The sequence below is a fragment of the Sphingomonas sp. AC435 genome, from assembly GCF_979253005.1.
The window spans coordinates 15,170-34,339 of the sequence record NZ_CEEDCJ010000010.1; the positions used below are offsets into that span (position 1 = coordinate 15,170).

Genomic DNA, 19,170 nt, shown 5'->3' on the forward strand with positions numbered 1-19,170 from the left:
GCTCAGGTCCAGACGCGGCCGTAGCGCGCGCCCAATCCGGTCAGCAGTTCATATTGCGACAGGCCGGAGGCGGCGGCGGCGGTGGGGAGGTCGAAGGCGATCGACACCCACTCGCCCTCGGCGAGGTCGGGGGCGGCAGCGACGTTCAGCGCGACGAGGTCCATCGATACGCGGCCGATCACCGGGAGCATCGCGTCGCCGGCCGTGGCCACACCGCGGTCAGAGAATCCACGCAGATAGCCGTCCGCATAGCCGAGGTTGACGATCGCCACCTCCGTGTCCGCGGGCGCGGTCCAGGTGGCGTTATAGCCGACCGTCGCGCCGGCGGGCACGCGGCGGCGTTGCAGGACCTGCGCCTGCGGGGTGACGACCGGCGCGATCACGCTCGCCAGTTCGGCGCGGGCGATGCCGCCATAGAGCGCGAGGCCGGGGCGCGTGAGGTCGAAGGCGTAATCGCTCCCCAGCGCGATGCCGGCCGAATTGGCGAGGCTGAGGCGACGTGCGTCGGTGCGGCCGCGCAATTCGTGCAGCGCGGTGCGCTGGGCCGGGTTCATCGAGGAGTCCTCGTCGGCGCACGCGAGGTGGCTCATCAGCGTTTCGATCGTCAGGCCGTCGAGTATCCCGCCCGCGACATCCGCCGCGGCCAGCCCGAGCCGGTTCATGCCGGTATCGACCATGATGTCGCATGGCCCCCCGCCCGCGTCCCGCCAGCGCGCGACCTGCGTCGGGGTGCTCAGCACCGGCCGTGCGAAGCCGGCCAGCGCGGCGGGCACGTCCTCAGCGCGAAGGCCGTGCAGGACGGAGACGGTCAGGCCCAGCGGCGCGAGCGCCTGCGCCTCCGCCCAGGTCGCCGTGAAGAAGTCGCGACAGCCCGCTTGCGCCAGGCGCTCGGCGACCTGCACCGCGCCGAGGCCGTAGCCGTCCGCCTTGACCGCCGCGCCGGCCGCGGCCGTACCGCTCATCCGGTCGAGCGCGCGCCAGTTGGCGGCGAGCGCAGGACCGTCGATGAGCAGGCGAAGCGGAGGCGGGATGTCGATCACGCCGCCCCGATAGCCGCTGCGGCCCCGGTCAGGCCAGCCCGGTTGCGCCGGAACGCGTCAACGACGGCGTCGATCGTCGACGGGCGATACTCACAAGGTGCGGATGATGCCGGAGAAATCGACCGCGCCGTTCCCCTCTGCGGCGAAGGCTTCGTAGAGTTCGGCGGCGCGCGAGCCCATCGGCGTCGCCGCGTTTGCGTCAGCGGCGGCGGCCATCGCGAGGCGCAGGTCCTTCAACATCAGCGCGGTCGCGAAGCCGCCCTTGTAGTCGTTGTCGGCGGGCGTCGTCGGGCCGACGCCGGGGACGGGGCAATAGCTGGTGGTCGACCAGCTCTGGCCGGACGATACGCTGGCGATGTCGTAGAACGCCTGCGGGTCGAGGCCGAGCTTCTGCGCCATCACGAACGCCTCGCACGTGGCGATCATCGTCGCGCCGAGCAGCATGTTGTTGCACATCTTCGCGGCCTGCCCCGCGCCGTTGCCGCCCGCGCGGATCACCGCCTTGCCCATGTCGTCGAGCAGCGGTTTCGCACGGTCGAAGCCGGCGTCGGTGCCGCCGACCATGAAGGTCAGCGTCCCCGCCGCCGCCGCGGCGATGCCGCCGGAGACGGGCGCGTCGACGGCGACGAAGCCTTCCGCGGCGGCAGCCTCGGCGACGCGGCGGGCGGTGGCGACATCGATCGTCGAGCAATCGATCAGAAGCGTGTCGGGGGCGAGCACCGCGTACAGCTCGTCGTAGACGGAGGCGACGTGGGTACCGGCGGGGAGCATCGTCACGACCGCCTCCGCATCCTGCGCCGCGTCGGTGGCGGAGGTCGCGCGGGTGCAGCCGGCAGCTTCGGCGCGGGCCAGCGCGTCCTCGCTCAGATCGAAGGCGCGGACCGTGTGGCCGGCTTTCGCGAGGTTCGCGGCCATGCCGCCACCCATATTACCCAGTCCGATGATCGTTACGCGTGCCATGTGTGCCTCTCCTGCTCCGTGATCGTTGAGGTGGGCGACTGGAGTTCGAGAACCCTGCCTCGACCACACCTTCTGCCCCAACCCGTTCGCCCTGAGCCTGTCGAAGGGCCTGTCTTCACGTGCCGATCGCTTGCGGATGGCTGGGCTTCGACAGGCTCAGCCCGAACGGATTGGGTTTGTGCCGTCCCACTACCGCGAGAGCGCGCGTTCTCGGTGGCGCGGGTCAGCGTCCCGACCACACCCCTGCCCGCTTCTCGACGAAGGCGGCCATGCCCTCCGACTGATCCTCGGTGCCGAACAGGCCGTGGAACAGGCGGCGTTCGAACTGGACGCCGTGCGACAGGCTCATTTCGAACGCGGCGTTGACCATTTCCTTGTTCGCCAGCACGGCGAGCGGGGCCATGCCCGCGATCGTCTGCGCGGTCTTCACCGCCTCGTCGATCAGGTCGTCGGCGGGGACGATGCGGCTGACGAGGCCGGCCCGCTCGGCCTCTGCGGCGTCCATCATACGGCCGGTCAGGCACATCTCCATCGCCTTGGCCTTGCCGACCGCGTGCGCCAGCCGCTGCGATCCGCCCATGCCGGGCGAGACGGCGAGCTTGACCTCGGGCTGGCCGAACCTGGCGGTGTCGGCGGCGAGGATGAAGTCGCACATCATCGCGACCTCGCAACCGCCGCCGAGCGCGTAGCCGGCCACCGCGGCGATGATCGGCTTGCGCGTGCGGGTGAAGCGGTCCCAGCCGGCGAAGAAGTCGTGGCCGTACATATCGGCGAAGCCCTGCGCCTGCATCTCCTTGATGTCGGCGCCCGCTGCGAACGCCTTCGCGCTGCCGGTGAGGACGGCGCAGCCCTGCGACGCATCCTTGTCGAAGGCGGCCATCGCGTGGAGCAGCTCGTCCAGCACCTGACTGTTGAGCGCGTTCAGCGCCTGCGGGCGGTTGAGCGTGACGAGCGTCGCCGCGCCGCGCTGCTCGACCAGGATCGTCTCATATTCGGCCATCGATGCATCCTTAGCTATAAAGCCACTCCCCTTCAGGGGAGGGTCGGGGGTGGGGACTTTCCACTGGCGACGTGCTTGCGGCGAGGCCCCACCCCCAGCCCCTCCCCTGAAGGGGAGGGGAGAAACTAGTTTGGCGTCCATTCCTCGCCGGCGGGCAAGGGTGCGAAGATGCGGTCGATCATATGGTCGCTGACCTCCGCCGGGGTGCCGGGGTTCCAGCGGGGCGCATTGTCCTTGTCGACGATCAGCGCGCGCACGCCCTCGGCGAAGTCGGGGCGCTGCACGACATGAACGGCGACGGCATATTCCTGCCGCATCTCGTCCTCGAAGGTCGGCATCTGCGCGCCGTCGAGCACCAGCTTGAGCGACACCTTCATCGCCTGCGGCGACTTGGTCGCGAGCGTGGCGCGCTGGACCTGCGCCCAGTCGCCACCATCCGCGTCGAGTGCGGCGAGGATCGCTTCCAGATCGTCGGCGGCGAACAGGCGGTCGATCGCGTTGCGATGGGCGAGCAGCGGCGCATCCGGCGCGGGGGCCGAGAGTTCGTCCAGCGTTGCCTCGACCGCCTGCGGGTCGGCGGCGATGCGGGTCTTGGCCTCGTCGAGCCGGTCGGCGGTGAGGTAGTGCGTGGCGAGACCGAGGGCGAGGCACTCCGCACCGTTCAGCCGGTGGCCGGTGAGCGCGAGATACTGACCGATGCGGCCGGGCAGGCGCGACAGGTACCAGCCGCCGCCGACGTCGGGGAACAGGCCGATCCCGGTTTCGGGCATCGCGAGCTTCGTGTTCTCCGTCGCGACGCGGTAGCGGCAGGGCAGCGCGATGCCGACGCCGCCGCCCATCGTGATGCCGTCCATGAATGCGACGATCGGCTTGGCGTAGGTGAACAGCCGGTGGTTCATCCGGTATTCGGTGGCGAAGAAGGCGCGGGCGTCGTTCCCGTCGCCGGCGCCGCTGTCGGCAAGCATGCGGATGTCGCCGCCGGCGCAAAACCCCCTGCCCTCCGCGTGATCGAGGATGATCGCCTCGATCGCGGTATCGGCGCGCCAGTCCTCCAGCGCGGCGGTGATCGCTTCGCACATGGGGAGGTTGAGGGCGTGGAGCGCCTTCGGGCGGCTGAGGCGGAGGTAGGCGACGGGGCCTTTGACGGTAATGAGGATGTCGTCGGTCACTTCACTCCTCCCCTTGCAGGGGAGGTGGCGCGCAGCGCCGGAGGGGTGCCCCCCTCTCGATAGCGCGTCACCCCTCCGTCACGCCTGCGGCGTGCCACCTCCCCTTGCAGGGGAGGATTTAAAGACGTCGTTGATCCTCCGCGGTACAGGAAGGCGGCGCACCAGAAACGTGACGGAGGGGCAGCGGCAGGCCGTCGCGCTTGTGGCTGCCCCTCCACCAGCTTCGCTGGTCCCCCTCCCCGTGCCGGGGAGGATTCAAGAACGACGCTCACTGGCGCGTCAGTTCGCGGCCGACGATCATGCGCATGACCTGATTGGTACCTTCCAGGATCGAATGCACGCGCAGGTCGCGCCAGAAGCGTTCGATGGGGTAGTCCATCAGATAGCCGTAGCCGCCATGCAACTGGAGCGCGCGGTCGACCACGCTGCTGCCGGTGTCAGTCGCCAGCCGCTTCGCCATCGCGGCGAACTTGGTCTTGTCGGGGGCGTTGGCGGTGACCTTGGCGGCGGCGATGTAGAGCAGCGCGCGGGCGGCCTCCAGCTCGGTCGCCATGTCGGCCAGCGTGAACTGCGTGTTCTGGAACTCGGCGATGGGCTTGCCGAACTGCTGGCGATCGCGGGTGTAGCCGATCGCTTCGTCGATGCACCGTTGCGCGCCGCCGAGCGAGCAGGCGCCGATATTGAGGCGGCCGCCGTCGAGGCCCATCATCGCGATGCGGAATCCCTCGCCCAGCCCGCCGACGAGGTTTTCGCCGGGCACGCGAACGCCGTCGAACGTCACCTGACGCGTGGGTTGCGAGTGCCAGCCGAGCTTGCGCTCGTTCGCACCGAACGACACGCCGGGCATGTCCTTTTCGACTACCAGCGCGGAGATGCCCTTCGGCCCCTCCTCGCCCGTGCGGACCATCGTGACGTAGACCTCGTTTTCGCCCGCGCCGGAGATGAACTGCTTCGATCCGGTGACGATCCAGTCGTCGCCGTCCTTCACGGCCTTCGTCTTCAGCGCCGAGGCGTCGGAGCCGGACGATGGTTCGGTCAGGCAATAGCTGGCGATGCGGTCCATCGTGACGAGCGACGGCAGGTATTTGTCCTTCACCGTCTGCGACCCGAACCGGTCGATCATCCACGACGCCATGTTGTGGATCGAGATGAACGCCGACGTGGAGGGGCAACCGTACGCCATCGCCTCCATGATGAGCGCGGCCTCCAGCCGGCCGAGCGCGATGCCGCCGGATTCCTCGGACACGTAGATCGAGGCGAAGCCGAGTTCGGCCGCAGCCTTGATCGTGTCGCGCGGGAAGATGTGCTTCTCGTCCCACTCTCCCGCGAACGGCGTGATGCAGTCGGCGGTGAAGCGGCGTGCGAGTTCCTGGATCTCGCGCTGGTCATCCGTCAGGTCGAACTGGTTCGTCACTTGGCTGCCCCCGCCGGGCAGCGCGAATAGCGTTGCGCGCCCTGTTCATCGCCCTTCTCTCCACCGATCGCCTCGCGGATCAGCGTCTTGCCGTCGTCCATCAGCGTCAGCGTCGCGGTCTGCTGCCACGTCTGGCCTTCGCCGGAGAAGGCGAGATCGGTCGTCAGCTTGTTCGGCGATGCGAGGCGGATGTTGCCGGGTACCGCACGCGATTCGTAGAAGCTGAGCTTGTCGGCGGCGACCGTCAGCAGGCCCTTGTTGTCGGCACGCTGCGGATCGCAGTCATTGGCGACCATGCCCCAGCGTCCGGTAAATTCCGCGGGGATCGCGGAGACGGTCTGCTCGACACGCGTCACGTCGTCGGGACGGATCGGCACGACGCTGTTGTTCGGATCGTCCATCAGGTTCGCGGGCGTCTGCTCGATCGCCGCGCCGGCCGTTTCGGGGCTGCTGCTGTTGTTGCTGCCGGCGTCCTCCGACGAGCCGCAGGCGGCAAGAACGAGGAAGGCGGCGATGCTCAGGTGCTTCATGGTCTTCACTCCGCTCAACCCATCGTCGGGATGACGAACGCGTCCTGCACGCGGCTGGGTCCGCCGTCTTCGGAACCGGTCGGCAGGACCGAGCCGTCGGGCCAGCGCTGTGTCACGGTCTTGACCTTGGTCCAGAAGCGGACGCCCTCCATGCCGTGCTGGTTGGTGTCGCCGAACGCGCTGCGCTTCCACCCGCCGAAGCTGTGATAGGCGACGGGCACCGGGATCGGCACGTTGATGCCGACCATGCCGACGTTGACGCGCGCCGCGAACTCGCGCGCGGCGTGGCCGTTGCGCGTGAAGATCGCGACGCCGTTGCCGTACTGATGCTCGCTCGGCAGGCGCACCGCCGTCTCGAAATCGGGCGCACGGACGATCTGGAGGACCGGCCCGAAAATCTCCTCCTTGTACGCGCTCATATCGGTGGTGACGCGATCGAACAGGCTGGGGCCGATGAAGAAGCCCTGCTCATGCCCCTGCAGCGTGAAGTTGCGGCCGTCGACGACCAGTTCCGCGCCCTCGTCGACGCCGGTCTGGATCCAGTTCTCGACGCGGGTGCGGTGCGCGGCGTTCACGACCGGGCCGTAATGCGCCTCCGCGTCGGTCGACACGCCGACGCGCAGCGCGGCGATGGCGGGGATCAGCTTTTCGCGCAAGGCGTCGGCGGTCTTCTCGCCCACCGGCACCACGACCGGCAGCGCCATGCAGCGCTCGCCCGCCGAACCGAATGCCGCGCCGGACAGGTCGGCGACGACCTGATCGAGGTCGGCGTCGGGCATGACGATGCCGTGGTTCTTGGCACCGCCCATCGCCTGCACGCGCTTGCCCGCCTCGACGCCGCGGCGGTAGACGTAGTGGGCGATGTCCGACGACCCGACGAAGCTGATCGCGCTGATCGCGGGGTGATCGAGGATGGCGTCGACCATCTCCTTGTCGCCGTGGACGACCTGAAGGATGCCCGCCGGTGCGCCCGCCTCCAGCATCAATTCGGCGAGGCGGACGGGGACGGAGGGATCACGCTCCGACGGCTTCAGGATGAAGGCGTTGCCGGTCGCGATCGCGGTACCGAACATCCACATCGGGATCATGCCGGGGAAGTTGAACGGCGTAATGCCCGCGCCGATGCCGAGCGGCTGGCGCATCGAATAGACGTCGATGCCGGGGCCGGCGCCGTGCGTGTACTCACCCTTCAGAACGTGCGGAATGCCGCAGCAGAATTCGATGACTTCGAGGCCGCGCTGGATGTCGCCCTTCGAGTCGGCGATGACCTTGCCGTGTTCGGACGAGAGCATGTGCGCCAGCGCATCCATGTTCTGCTCGACCAGTTCCTTGAAGCGGAACATGACGCGGGCCCGGCGTTGCGGATTGGTGGCGGCCCAGCCGGGCTGCGCGGCCTGCGCGGCGGCGACGGCGCGGTCGAGATCGGCCTGCGTGCCCAGCATGACGCGCGCCTGCACCTGCCCGGTATTGGGGTCGTAGACGTCGCCGCTGCGCGCACTGCCCGCGCTGCCGACAGACTCCCCGGCGATCACATGATCGATCGTCCGCATCGTCGCTCTCCTATGTCGTCTTGTAATTTCCTTGCGCGGACCTTTGTCGCGATCCGCGCGCGGAGACAAGTCCGATCAGTCGAGGGCAGCGTATACCGTCCGATCGGCAAAGGTTTCGCTGGCCGATCGGGGCGCGCCGGTGAACGCGATGCGGGTGTCGCCCCAATCGCTTACGCCCGAGGTGCGCAACGCCACCGCGATGCGCAACGTCTTGCCGCCGTGGTGGCGCTCGAAGGCGAGGATGTGGTCGGCCTGCGCGCCTTCGATCGTGAGGGGGCGGTAGTCGCCCTTTGCGAACAGGTCCGGGTTCTCCTGTCGCAGCGCGAGCAGATCCGCGAGCAGCGCCATCTTCGGGTCGTTGCGGTTTTCCAGAACCTCACGGCGGCGGGGGTAGTCGACGGGCCGGCGATTGTCGGGATCGACGAGACTGAGGTCGGCGAGTTCGGTGCCCTGATAGCAGTCGGGCACGCCCGGCACGTTGCAGCGCAGCGCCACCTGCGCCAGCGAATTGGCTTGGGCGGCATCCGCCGTCTCGGTAACCAGCGCCGCAAGGTCCGCCAGGAACTCTGGCGATCGCGCCGGATCGAGCAGGCGCTCGACCAGCGCCTTGCAGCGCGCCTCATAGTCCTCGTCGGGTGCTTCCCACGACGAGCGCAGCTTGGCTTCGCGCAGTGCCTTTTGCTGCCACGCGTTCACGCGCTCGGCGAAGTCGGACAGGCCGGCAGCGTCGTCCGTAGCGAGCCCGTCCGGCCATGCGCCGAACAGCGTCTGGTAGAGCATATAGGCGTCGGCGGGATCTACGCCCTCCAGCGCCTCCATCGCCACCTCGTTCCATGTAGTGACGTGCTTCAGCCACAGATCGGGCACCTCGCTCAGCACCGCGAGGCGGGCGCGGACATCCTCGCCGCGCTTGTGGTCGTGCGTCGCCGTGGTCAGCATGGCGCGGGGCCAGTCGGTCGCCCGCGCCGTCATGCGATCGTGGAAGCCGTCGATCGTGCCGGCGAACTGTTCCGCGTCGAAGCCGACGTCGTTGCGCGAGAGAAGGCGGCCGTAGCGGTAGAAGGCGGTGTCCTCGACGCCCTTCGCGGCGACGGGAGCGGAGAGTTGCTGGAAACGGCGGACCGCCTGATGCGCGAGATCGGGATCGCCCGGCCCCTCGCCCGCCAGCCATGCGAGCACGGCATCGACAACGAAGCCCTCGCCCGGCGGGATGAACTTCTCGACGCGGGCGCGCACGTCGGCGCGGATCGCGGCGTCGGTGGCAGGGGCATCGCTGCCGGTGCCATAGGTGCGGTAGACGGGGAATACCCACAACAGCCGCTGGATCGCGCGGCGCAGCATTTCCGGGGTCAGCGCCAGCGTCTCGTCGCTTGACTGCGCCAGCTTGGCGAAGGCCCGGACACAGGATTTCAGCTGCCCTTCGAACTGCCACGCGAGTTCGTCCTGACGCGCCTGAAGCTCTTCGGGTGCGAATTCGGCGGGGCGGCCGCTGAGCGACGCCCATGCTTCGGCCAGCGGCGCTTCGCCGGCGGGGTCGTGGAGCAGCGCCGCGACCTCCTCCATGAAGTCGTAGCCGCTGGTACCGTCGACGCCCCAATCCTTTGCCAGCGGTTCGCCGGCGCCGAGGATCTTCTCGATCCAGATCACCGCGTGATCCTTGCGCGGGCCGTCCTCGAACCGCTGGCGCAGCGTGCGGCAGTAATCGGCGGGGTCGGTCAGGCCGTCGACGTGATCGACGCGGACGCCGTCGATCAGCCCTTCTTCCCAGAGGCGGAAGATCAGCGCGTGGGTGCGCTCGAACACCTTGGGGTCACCGACGCGGACGCCGGCGAGTTCGTTGACGGTGAAGAAGCGCCGCCAATTGAGCTCGTCGTCGGCGGTGCGCCACCATGCCAGCCGGTAATGCTGGCGATCGAGCACATCCTCGACCGCGTCGGTGGTGCCGCGATCCTCCGCGCGCAACGGGAAGCGATGCTCGCCATACGCGACGATCGCATCGTCCTCGACCACGACCGCGCCGTCGGCGAGCGCCTTGGGCAGCGGATCGCCGAGCACGGGCAGGACGATCGGCTGTTTCCAATCAATGTCGAACACGTCGGCGAACTCGCTGTCGCGCCCCTTGGCGAGCACGTCGTTCCACCAGGTATTCTCAGCCCCGGCGACGCCCATGTGATTGGGCACGATGTCGATGACGACACCCATGTCGTGCGCGCGCAAGGAAGCAACCAGCGAGCGGAACGCGTCCTCGCCGCCGAGTTCGGGATTGATGCGGGTCGGATCGACGACGTCGTAGCCGTGCATCGAACCCTTGGTCGCGGTGGTGATCGGCGACAGATAGGCGTGGCTGACGCCAAGATCGGCCAGATAGGGCACGATCGCCTCCGCATCGGCGAAGGTGAAATCCTTGTGCAGTTGCAGGCGGTAGGTGGCGCGCGGGTTCATCGGGTTCTGGCCTTGTTGAGCGTGGCGAGGCGCCCCGTGACGGCGGGCTGGTCGAGCAGCGCCCCCGTCACGTCGGGCATGCGGCGTCGCCAATTGGGATGTTCGTCGATCGTGCCGGGCAGGTTGGGCTGTTCGACCAGCCCCGCCACGTCCTCCAGCGGCACGACCGCGATCGCGCACGGCGTCCGGCCGACGAAGCCGAGCGCGGCGTCGATCACGGGTGCGGAATCGTCGGGCGCGGGGCGTTCGCCCGATGCGGTGTCGGCGGCGGTGAAGCTGTTCCACCACCCCTCCCGTTCGTGATCGCGCGTCGCCTCCGCCGCGTCGCGGCTGTCGGCGCGCGTGCTGCGATGGAGTTCGTAGGTGAGTTCGATGTCGCGCCCGCGCCACCAGCCGGCGATCGTCGGCAGATCGTGCGTGCCGGTCATCGCGGCGGCTTCGGGCGTCCACTGGTCGGGCGGGGTAATATTGCCCGCGCCGTCCGCCTCGAACGGCATCACCCGCATGCCCATGACGGCGCGCGAATCGAGCTTGGGCCGGAAGCCTTGGGGCACGGTGCCGAGGTCTTCGCCGATGACGATCGCCTGCGCCGCGTCCGATTCTATCGCCAGCACGCGCAGCATGTCGTCGAGCGGGTAGGACAGGTATACGCCGTCCGCCGCCGACTTTCCATCGGGCACGACCCACAGCCGTTCCAGCCCCATCGCGTGATCGATGCGAATGCCGCCGGCGTGCTGCAAGGCGGACCGGAGCGTCGCGCGAAACGGCTCGAAATTGCGCCGTCTCAGCGCGGTGGGCGCGAAGCCGGTGATGCCCCAATTCTGCCCGTCCGGGCCGAGCAGGTCGGGCGGCGCGCCGATCGACAGCCCGGTGATGAGATCGTCGGGGCGGCTCCATGCGTGGCTGCCGCCGGCATCCATCCCCACCGCGAGGTCGGCGATCAGGCCGACGGCCATCCCGGCGGACCTGGCGGCGGCCTGCGCCTCCGACAGGCTGCGGTCGGCAAGCCATTGGCAGAAGAGGTAGAAGTCTACTTGCTCGGCATGCTCGTGCGCCCAGCCCGCCACCGCATCGCCGGCCGGATCGTGGAAGGCGGTCGGCCACCCCTGCCACCCGCTCGCGCCGTCCGCGAAGAAATGCGCGTGCAGGGCGTCGAATCGTGCGTGGCGTTGCAGTTCCTCGCCACCCGCGTCCGCGAACGCCGCCACGGCATCGCGGATCGCGTCGGTCCGCGCGTCGAACGCCTGCCGCAAGAGCGCGAGACGCGCGGGGATCGCGGACTGCCAGTCGATCAGGTCGGGCGCGGCTCCTTCGTGCAGGGGCAGGCCGACGATCGCGGGATCGGCATACAGGATGTTGAGGAACAGCCGGCTCGACGGTGCATAGGGGCTGTAGCGGCTGGCATCCGCGGGGAATAGCGCGTGCACCGGGCTGATCGCCGCGGCATCCGCTCCCGCGCCGGCCAATGCGGCGACGGCCTCGCGCAGGCTGCCGAAGTCGCCATACGCGCCGCCGCGTTCGTCGCGCAGGCTCGCGATCTGGATCGCCGCGCCCCAGATGCGCCGGTCGCCGGCGGCATCGGCGACGGTGAAGCACCGCTTCGGTGCGACCGCGACCTCGACCTCGCGATCGTCGAGCATCAGCCGGTGATAGCCGGGCAGGTCGATGGCGGGCAGCGTGCCGTTCTGGATCGCCACGTCGCACTGCGATCCGTCGGCCATCAGCAGTTCGCCGCGACCCGTGAATGGGACCCCGATCGGCGTGCCGACATCGCCGGTCAGGAAGGTGCCGCCGTCATTGCTCTGACCCTCTGCGTGCTGACGACGGGTGGCCGCGATCATGCGTTCGTCGCGCGCCTCGAAGCCGAGCGCCTCCAGCACGTCGACCAGCACCTCGTCGCGGACCCGTTGCGCCTGACCCGACGCGTCGCGCCAGTCGACCTGAAGCCCGACCTCCGCCGCCAGTTCGTGAAGCGCGCTCATGCCAGCCACACCGCGCAGCTATCCGCCGCGCCCGGTTCGCCAGAGGCGTATAAAGGCCGTCCCTCCGGGATCGGCACCGGCTCCGATCCGAGGTTCAGGACGATCGTCAGCACGTCATCGCCCAGTTGCCAGCGCGCGGACACCGCGGCGTCGCCGAGCGCTTCCGCGCCGAGCGAGGACGCCCGCTTCAGCGCCGGCACGATCCGCTCCCGCCGCAGCGTCAGCAATTCGGTGTAGAAGGCGCGCCATGCATCCGCGGCCGGGCCGGGCTGCACCCGCGACCGGTCGAACGTGTCGACGCAGTTGGGGTCGGGGATGGTCGCGCGTTCGGACGGTTCGTCGAACGCGGCGAACTTCTTGAACTCGTCCCGCCGCCCCTCGCGGACGGCATCGGCGAGTTCGTCGTGGAAATCGGTGAAGAACAGGAACGGTGTCTCCGATCCGGTCTCGTCGCCCATGAAGATCAGCGGGATTTGCGGCCCGAGCAGCAGCAACACCGTCGCGGCGCCTAACTTGGCGGTGCTGGTCAGCAGCGTCAGCCGCTCGCCCATTGCGCGGTTGCCGATCTGGTCGTGGTTCTGAAGGAACGCCACGAACGATGTCGGCGACAGATGCGCCGATGGCTTACCACGGGTCTTGCCATCCTGATTGGTCGACGCCTCCCCCTGATAGATAAAGCCCTCCGCCAAACAGCGAGCCAGCCGTTCGGCGGGGCGGTCGGCGAAGTCCGCGTAATAGGCGTCGGTTTCGCCGGTCAGCAGGACGTGCAGGACGTTATGGAAATCGTCGTTCCACTGCGCGTCGTACTTGCCGGGTGCGAGCCGGTCTGAGTCGTTATGCTCGTTCTCCAGCACCAGATGCACCGGGCGCTTCACGGTCGCACGGATTTCGGCGGCCATCGCATCAAGGAACGCGTCGTTGGCGATCGCATGCACCGCGTCGAAGCGCAGCCCGTCGAAGCGATATCCCTGAAGCCACATCAGCGCATTGTCGATGAAGAAGCGCCGCGCCGGCTCCTCGTCCACCGCCACCGCGCCGCCCCAGGGTGTCTTCACCTCCGGGTGGAAGAAGCCGCTGGCATAGCTGTTGAGGTAGTTTCCATCGGGTCCGAAGTGGTTGTAGACCACGTCGAGATACATCGACATGCCCAGCTCGTGCGCGCGGTCGACCAGTGCCTTGAGGTCCTCGGGCGTCCCGTAACTGTCTGCAGGCGCATAGGGCAGCACGCCGTCATAGCCCCAGTTGCGCGTGCCGCCGAACGCGTTGACCGGCATCAGTTCGACCGCCGTAACGCCCAGTGCGGCAATCTCCGGCAGCTTGTCCGCCAATCCGCGGAAGCCGCCGCAGGTGCCGGCATGCACCTCCATCACGACGGTCTCTTCCCAAGCGCGTCCGGCCCAGTCGTTGCGCCACTCGTACGCGGCGGGGTCGACGACGATGCTCCACCCGTTGACGCCGCCGTCCTGCGCGCGCGACGCGGGATCTGGCACCGCCATGTCGCCGATGCGGAACCGGTAGCGGGCATCCGCGCCGACCGCCGCCTCGGCCGTGAACCAGCCGCCCTCTCCCGCCGTCATGTCGACGGGAGGAAGGCCTTCCAGCTCAAGTGTCACCGCGTCCGCATCGGGCGCCCAGAGCCGGAACGCCGTCCGGTCATCCGCCAGCAGTTCCGGTCCCCAGCGCATCATGCCTCTCCGTCGTCCTCGCTCGTCGCTTCCGGCGCCACCTTCCACGCGATCAGCGCGGCCCCGTGCGCGCCGAGTTCGTAATCGTCGCCGATCGCCTCCTCGCGCAGATCGGGTTTGGTGCTATCGATCAGCACCACGCGGTCGCTGTGCGGGGGCGGCAAGGTGAAGGTGATCGTGTCGTCCGATGCGTTCAGCAGCAGCGAGACCGCCTCGATCTCGCCGCTGTCGAGCTTCACCGCACGGCGCATCAGCAGGGCGCGGCCGTCCGGGTTGTTCCAGTCGTCGGACGACAGTTGCTCGCCGCGCTCGTCCCACCATTCGATGTCGTTGACGCCGTGGCCGGGCGAGTTCTGCCCATAGAGGAACGACTTGGAGCGCAGGACCGGATAGCGACTGCGCAGATCGGCGAGGCGCGAGGTGAAGTCGAGCAGCGACTTGCCCTCCGGCGAGGCGGCGCGCGACCAGTCGAGCCAGCTGATCTCGTCGTCCTGGCAATAGGCGTTGTTGTTGCCGCCCTGCGTCCGCCCGAACTCGTCGCCCGCGACCAGCATCGGCGTGCCGAGCGAGGCGAACAGCGTCGTCAGCATCGACCGCTGGACGGTGGCGCGCGTCGCCTTGATCCCCTCGTCGTCGGTCTCGCCCTCCGCGCCCCAGTTGCGCGAATAGTTCTCCGAGTGACCGTCGCGATTGTCTTCCTTGTTGGCCTCGTTGTGGCGCTGTTCGTAGGCAACGGTGTCGTACAACGTGAAGCCGTCATGCGCCGCGAGCAGGTTGACGCTGGCCCAGGGACGCCGCGCGCGGCGGTCGAACAGGTCGCCGGAACCGGACAGGCGCGCCGCGAGATCGCCGCGCTGCGAGGGGTCGCCGCGCCAGAACTTGCGGACGGTGTCGCGGTACTTGTCGTTCCACTCGGCGAAACCGGGCGGGAAATTGCCCAGCTGATAGCCGCCGGGGCCGATGTCCCATGGCTCCGTCGACAACTTCAGCTTGCCGAGCACCGGGTCCTGCCGCAGCACGTCGAAGAAGGCATGACCGGGGTCGAAACCCGTTTCCGTCCGGCCCAGCGTCAGGCCAAGGTCGAAGCGGAAACCGTCGATGCCGAAGCTGGTCGCCCAATAGCGCAGCGAGTCCGCGATCATCTGGATGACGCGCGCCTTGTCGGTGTTCAGCGTGTTGCCGGTGCCGGTGTCGTTGATCGCATAACGCGGCTGATCCTTGACCAGCCGGTAATAGCTGGCGTTGTCGAGCCCGCGCCACGACAGCGTCGGGCCTTTTTCCGACCCCTCGCACGTATGGTTGTAGACCACGTCGAGGATCACCTCGATCCCAGCCGAGTGCAGGCGGCGAACGGCGCGACGCAGTTCGTCCTGGCTGTCGGTGGCGAAGTACGACTGTTCCGGCGCGAAGAACGAGAGCGTGTTGTAGCCCCAGTAATTGCGCAGGCCCTTCTCCTGCAGGAACCGGTCCTGCGTGAAGGCGTGGATCGGCATCAACTCGAGCGCGGTGACGCCCAGCTTCTTCAGATGCTCGATGACCTTCGGGTGGCCGAGCGCGGCATAGGTGCCGCGTTCGCGTGGGGGCACCAGTTCGAACAGCTTGGTCAGGCCCTTGACGTGCGCCTCGTACACCACCGTTTCCGACCACGGCGTGTTCGGGCGGCGATCCTGCGACCAGTCGAAATGATCGTCGACGACAACGCCCTTGGGCATGGCCGGCGCACTGTCACGCGTATCGAAGGACAGGTCCTCCTTGCGCGAGCGGACCTTGTAGCCGTGCAGCGCATCGGTCCACTTGATCTGGCCGTGCAGCTTGCGCGCATAGGGGTCGAGCAGCAGCTTGTTCGGGTTAAAGCGGTGTCCCTGTTCCGGCTCGTACGGGCCGTGAGCGCGATACCCGTACAGGACACCGGGGCCGACATCCGGCAGATACCCGTGCCAGACCTCGTCCGTCCATTCCGGCAATTCGTAGCGGCGCAGTTCGCGCTTGCCGTCCGGGCTGAAGATGCACAGCTCGATCTTTTCGGCGTTGGCGGAGAAGACGGCGAAGTTGATCCCCCCGTCTATGCACGTCGCGCCGAGCGGATAGGGCGAGCCGGCTTCGAGCCGGTCGGGCAGTGACGTCAAGGCGGTATTCCCCTGTTCTGGATACCGCCGTCCAACCCGCTCGTCCGGGCGCGTGTTCCGAACGCCGCGACCTAATTGTGCATGTGCGAGATCAATCGGGCTTGGACTTCAGAACCGTCATTGCGAGCGTAGCGCCGGTTCGCCGGCCCCTTTTGCGTATCAGAAGATGCCGCCGCCCAGCGACAGCCGGATCGCGAAGATGATGATGAGCACGATGTTCAGGTTGCGGCCACCATTCGACGACGACATCGCCCCCACCGCCGCGCCGACGATCCCGATCGGGATCACCAGCCAGTTCATCCAGCCGAGAAGCGGCACGAACGCGATCAGGCCCAGGACGAGGGTGACGAGACCGATCAGCACGGATACGATGTTCAGCATGGGTGCGAACATGGGGCGATCTCGACGCCCGCACAAGCGTCCCGTTCCGGGACGACCAGACGGCCGCCCCCGCATCAACCATCTTCGTTGACGCTTCGTTAACGATCGGCGCCCATGCCGGTGGGCGTGACCCGGATTTTCGCCTCCATCGCCCTGCTCGCCGCGCTGGCCGGCTGTAGCAAGCAGCCTGCCTCGCAGCAGGACCTCGACAGTCTCGACAAGGAACTGACGCAGGGTAACGCCGCGGGTCGCAATCCTGCGCTGACCGCGTCGCTGGCGGATCAGATCATGGTCGACCCGGCGCTGACGCAAGGATCGAACGCCAACGCCGTTCGCCCCCCCAACCGCCCCGATCCGCGCGCGGTGCCGCCGGCCGACATCGCCAGGACGGACGACAGGGTCGACCCGAAGACGCTGCGCAAGGCTCCCGCCCCTTCCGCCGATTGCACCGAATGCCGCGCCAAGGAGGGCGCGATGACGCTGGGTGCCCTGGCGGGCAAGCAAGGCTCGCAAGGCTCCTGCGCCGCCAAGGTCGACTATTCGGCGGGATGGGCGAACCGCCTGCCCGCAGCGATACCCCTCTATCCCGACGCGCGCGTCCTCGAAGCGGCCGGGGCCAGTCGCGACGGCTGTGCGCTGCGCGTCGTAACCTTCGCCAGCACTGCGCCGCTCGATCGCGTGCTCGACTGGTACTACACCCGCGCGACCGGCGGCGGCTATTCGGCCGAGCACAAGGTCGATGGCAAACAGCATGTCCTCGCCGGCACACGTGGCGACGCGGCCTATGTCGTCTACGCCAGCCCCCGCGCGGGCGGTGGCACCGAGGTCGATCTGGTCGCCAACGCGGGCACCTGACGACGCCGGTTTGCCGCCGACGCGCGGAACGACTAGGGCGGGCGACATGAACTCCCTCCTTCTCGTCATGCTTGGCGGTGCGCTCGGATCGGGCGCGCGGCACCTGACCGGGCGCGCCATGCTGGCCGCGTTCGGGTCCGACTTTCCCGCCGGTACGCTGAGCGTCAACATCGTCGGCGGCCTCCTGATGGGCCTGCTCGCAGGCGTGCTGTCGCGCAGCGGCGGCAACGAGCCGTGGCGGCTGCTGCTCGGCGTTGGCGTGCTCGGCGGCTTCACGACCTTCTCGTCCTTTTCGCTCGATGTCGTGACGCTGGTCGAGCGTGGGCAGCCGGGCGTCGCGCTCGGCTATCTGCTGCTGTCCGTCGTCGGGTCGATCGCCGCCCTCGTCGCCGGCCTCGCAGTCGCCCGGATCGGAGCCGCCGCATGACCGACACCGTCCGCCAGTTCACCGTCGGCTATGACGACGACGGCATCCGCCTCGATCGCTGGTTCAAGCGCCACCTGCCGGAGACGAGCTTCACCACCGTCGCCAAATGGGCGCGGACGGGACAGTTGCGCGTCGACGGATCGCGCGCGACGCCGGGTGATCGCATAGCCGCCGGCCAGATCCTGCGCGTCCCGCCGCCGGAGCCGGAGCGCGCGCCCGACGCGCCCGCCGCCCGCCCGAAGAAGGAGCGTGCGCCGCTGTCGCCGGACCAGATCGCCTTTGCGGAGGAGATGGTCATCCACCGTGACTTTCAGGGGATCGTCCTCAACAAGCCGCCCGGCCTCGCGACGCAGGGCGGCACCAAGACCGAGGTGCATGTCGACGGGCTGCTCGACGCGTTGCAGGGCGATGCCGAGGGTCGGCCGAAGCTGGTCCACCGACTCGACAAGGATACGTCGGGCGCGCTGCTGATCGCCCGCACCAGCCGCGCTGCCGCCTTCTTCGCCAAGGCGTTCAGCAGCCGCACCGCGCGCAAGGTTTACTGGGCGCTTGTCGTTGATGTTCCCTCGATCGACGACGGCACGATCGACCTGCCGATCGGCAAGCAGCCGGGCACCGGCGGCGAGAAGATGGCGATCGACGAGGAGAATGGCAGCCCGGCGCGCACCCGCTACCGGGTCATCGAGCGCGCCGGCAATCGCTGCGCCTGGGTCGAGCTGCAACCCTTCACCGGCCGCACGCACCAGTTGCGCGTGCACATGGCCGCGATCGGCCATCCGATCGTCGGCGACGGCAAATATGGTGGCCCTGCGGCGTTCCTGACCGGTGGGATCAGCCGCAAGATGCACCTCCACGCGCGCCGCATCCGCGTCGACCATCCCGATGGCGGTCGCATCGACGAGGTCGCGGATCTGCCGACCCATTTCCGCGACTCGCTGGCGAGCCTCGGCTTCGACGAGGCGCTGGGCGACGCGCTGAAGCTGGACGAGGACAAGGGCCCACCGCCGAAAGCCGTGCTGAAGCAGCGGGCGAAGGCGCACGCCAAGTCCGTGCGCAAGGAACGCCGAGGCGAACGACGCGGCCGGGGAACGCGGGAGTAGGCGTTCGTCGGGGGACCCGTCGATCCCTCGCACACAGCCTCTCACCCGTCACCCCAGCGAAAGCTGGGGTCTCAAGCGACGGCGTACCCGACCCAAGCGCCACGCTTACGGCATGAGACCCCAGCTTTCGCTGGGGTGACGGTATTTACCAATCACACTATCTTTCATCACCCGCGCCGCTACCCTCCCGATATGCGTGGAGGCTGGACCTACATCATGGCGAGCAGGCCTCGCGGCATGCTCTATATCGGCGTCACCGCCTACCTCGCAGCGCGTGTCGACCAACACCGCCGCGATGTCGGGTCGGGCTATTGTCGCCGCTACGGCATCAAGACACTCGTGCTCGCCGAGTGGCACGACGACATCGCTTTCGCGATTTCACGCGAGAAGCAGTTGAAAACGTGGAAGCGCATCTGGAAGATCGAGTTGGTCGAAACCGGCAATCCCGACTGGAGCGATCTCTACGCCACTCTCGCCTGATGACCGTCAGTCAAACCGGCCGTGACCTT

The 19,170-nt window shown here is 68.4% G+C and carries 16 protein-coding genes; 4 read left to right on the forward strand and 12 right to left on the reverse strand.

All coding sequences use genetic code 11. The features are described 5' to 3' along the window. Positions 1 to 2: 2 nt before the first annotated feature. The 12 genes from AC0CH8_RS16185 to AC0CH8_RS16240 form a co-directional block, all read right to left on the reverse strand. On the reverse strand, positions 3 to 1,031 hold the full coding sequence (locus AC0CH8_RS16185) for an alanine racemase (protein WP_465240855.1): 1,029 nt from the start codon (positions 1,029 to 1,031) through the stop codon (positions 3 to 5). A gap of 99 nt (positions 1,032 to 1,130) precedes the next feature. Further along, the gene (gene mmsB, locus AC0CH8_RS16190; protein WP_465240856.1) at positions 1,131 to 2,069 is read right to left on the reverse strand and encodes a 3-hydroxyisobutyrate dehydrogenase; all 939 of its coding nucleotides are present in this window, start codon (positions 2,067 to 2,069) and stop codon (positions 1,131 to 1,133) included. Positions 2,070 to 2,223: 154 nt separating this feature from the next. Further along, the gene (locus AC0CH8_RS16195; protein WP_465240780.1) at positions 2,224 to 3,000 is read right to left on the reverse strand and encodes an enoyl-CoA hydratase; all 777 of its coding nucleotides are present in this window, start codon (positions 2,998 to 3,000) and stop codon (positions 2,224 to 2,226) included. Between the two features lie 125 nt (positions 3,001 to 3,125). After that, a complete protein-coding gene (locus tag AC0CH8_RS16200; RefSeq protein WP_465240781.1) occupies positions 3,126 to 4,169 on the reverse strand; it encodes an enoyl-CoA hydratase/isomerase family protein in 1,044 nt (347 codons plus the stop codon). 268 nt (positions 4,170 to 4,437) lie between these two features. After that, a complete protein-coding gene (locus AC0CH8_RS16205) occupies positions 4,438 to 5,583 on the reverse strand; it encodes an acyl-CoA dehydrogenase family protein (protein ID WP_465240782.1) in 1,146 nt (381 codons plus the stop codon). Beyond that, entirely contained in the window at positions 5,580 to 6,113 is a 534-nt protein-coding gene (locus AC0CH8_RS16210; protein WP_465240783.1) for a hypothetical protein, read from the reverse strand. The genes AC0CH8_RS16205 and AC0CH8_RS16210 overlap by 4 nt, the downstream gene beginning before the upstream one ends. Before the next feature lie 14 nt (positions 6,114 to 6,127). Then, positions 6,128 to 7,663, reverse strand: a complete 1,536-nt coding sequence (locus tag AC0CH8_RS16215; protein WP_465240784.1) for a CoA-acylating methylmalonate-semialdehyde dehydrogenase — start codon at positions 7,661 to 7,663, stop codon at positions 6,128 to 6,130. A 75-nt stretch (positions 7,664 to 7,738) separates the two neighbouring features. Next, a complete protein-coding gene (gene treY / locus AC0CH8_RS16220) occupies positions 7,739 to 10,105 on the reverse strand; it encodes a malto-oligosyltrehalose synthase (protein ID WP_465240785.1) in 2,367 nt (788 codons plus the stop codon). Next, positions 10,102 to 12,087, reverse strand: coding sequence for a 4-alpha-glucanotransferase (gene malQ / locus AC0CH8_RS16225; RefSeq protein WP_465240786.1), 1,986 nt, complete (start codon positions 12,085 to 12,087; stop codon positions 10,102 to 10,104). The genes treY and malQ overlap by 4 nt, the downstream gene beginning before the upstream one ends. Continuing rightward, positions 12,084 to 13,775, reverse strand: coding sequence for a malto-oligosyltrehalose trehalohydrolase (treZ, locus tag AC0CH8_RS16230; RefSeq protein WP_465240787.1), 1,692 nt, complete (start codon positions 13,773 to 13,775; stop codon positions 12,084 to 12,086). The genes malQ and treZ overlap by 4 nt, the downstream gene beginning before the upstream one ends. Then, the gene (gene glgX / locus AC0CH8_RS16235) at positions 13,772 to 15,898 is read right to left on the reverse strand and encodes a glycogen debranching protein GlgX (RefSeq protein WP_465240788.1); all 2,127 of its coding nucleotides are present in this window, start codon (positions 15,896 to 15,898) and stop codon (positions 13,772 to 13,774) included. The genes treZ and glgX overlap by 4 nt, the downstream gene beginning before the upstream one ends. A 159-nt stretch (positions 15,899 to 16,057) precedes the next feature. Next, positions 16,058 to 16,279, reverse strand: coding sequence for a hypothetical protein (locus AC0CH8_RS16240; protein WP_204197484.1), 222 nt, complete (start codon positions 16,277 to 16,279; stop codon positions 16,058 to 16,060). A 126-nt stretch (positions 16,280 to 16,405) separates the two neighbouring features. Between AC0CH8_RS16240 and AC0CH8_RS16245 the strand changes: the two genes are divergently transcribed. From AC0CH8_RS16245 to AC0CH8_RS16260, 4 genes are all read left to right on the forward strand, one after another. Further along, a complete protein-coding gene (locus tag AC0CH8_RS16245) occupies positions 16,406 to 17,134 on the forward strand; it encodes a hypothetical protein (RefSeq protein WP_465240789.1) in 729 nt (242 codons plus the stop codon). A gap of 46 nt (positions 17,135 to 17,180) precedes the next feature. Continuing rightward, on the forward strand, positions 17,181 to 17,561 hold the full coding sequence (gene crcB / locus AC0CH8_RS16250; protein WP_465240790.1) for a fluoride efflux transporter CrcB: 381 nt from the start codon (positions 17,181 to 17,183) through the stop codon (positions 17,559 to 17,561). After that, entirely contained in the window at positions 17,558 to 18,661 is a 1,104-nt protein-coding gene (locus AC0CH8_RS16255) for an RluA family pseudouridine synthase (RefSeq protein ID WP_465240791.1), read from the forward strand. Before crcB ends, AC0CH8_RS16255 begins: the two co-directional genes overlap by 4 nt. 192 nt (positions 18,662 to 18,853) lie before the next feature. Further along, entirely contained in the window at positions 18,854 to 19,141 is a 288-nt protein-coding gene (locus AC0CH8_RS16260) for a GIY-YIG nuclease family protein (protein ID WP_465240792.1), read from the forward strand. The last annotated feature ends 29 nt before the right edge of the window (positions 19,142 to 19,170 follow it).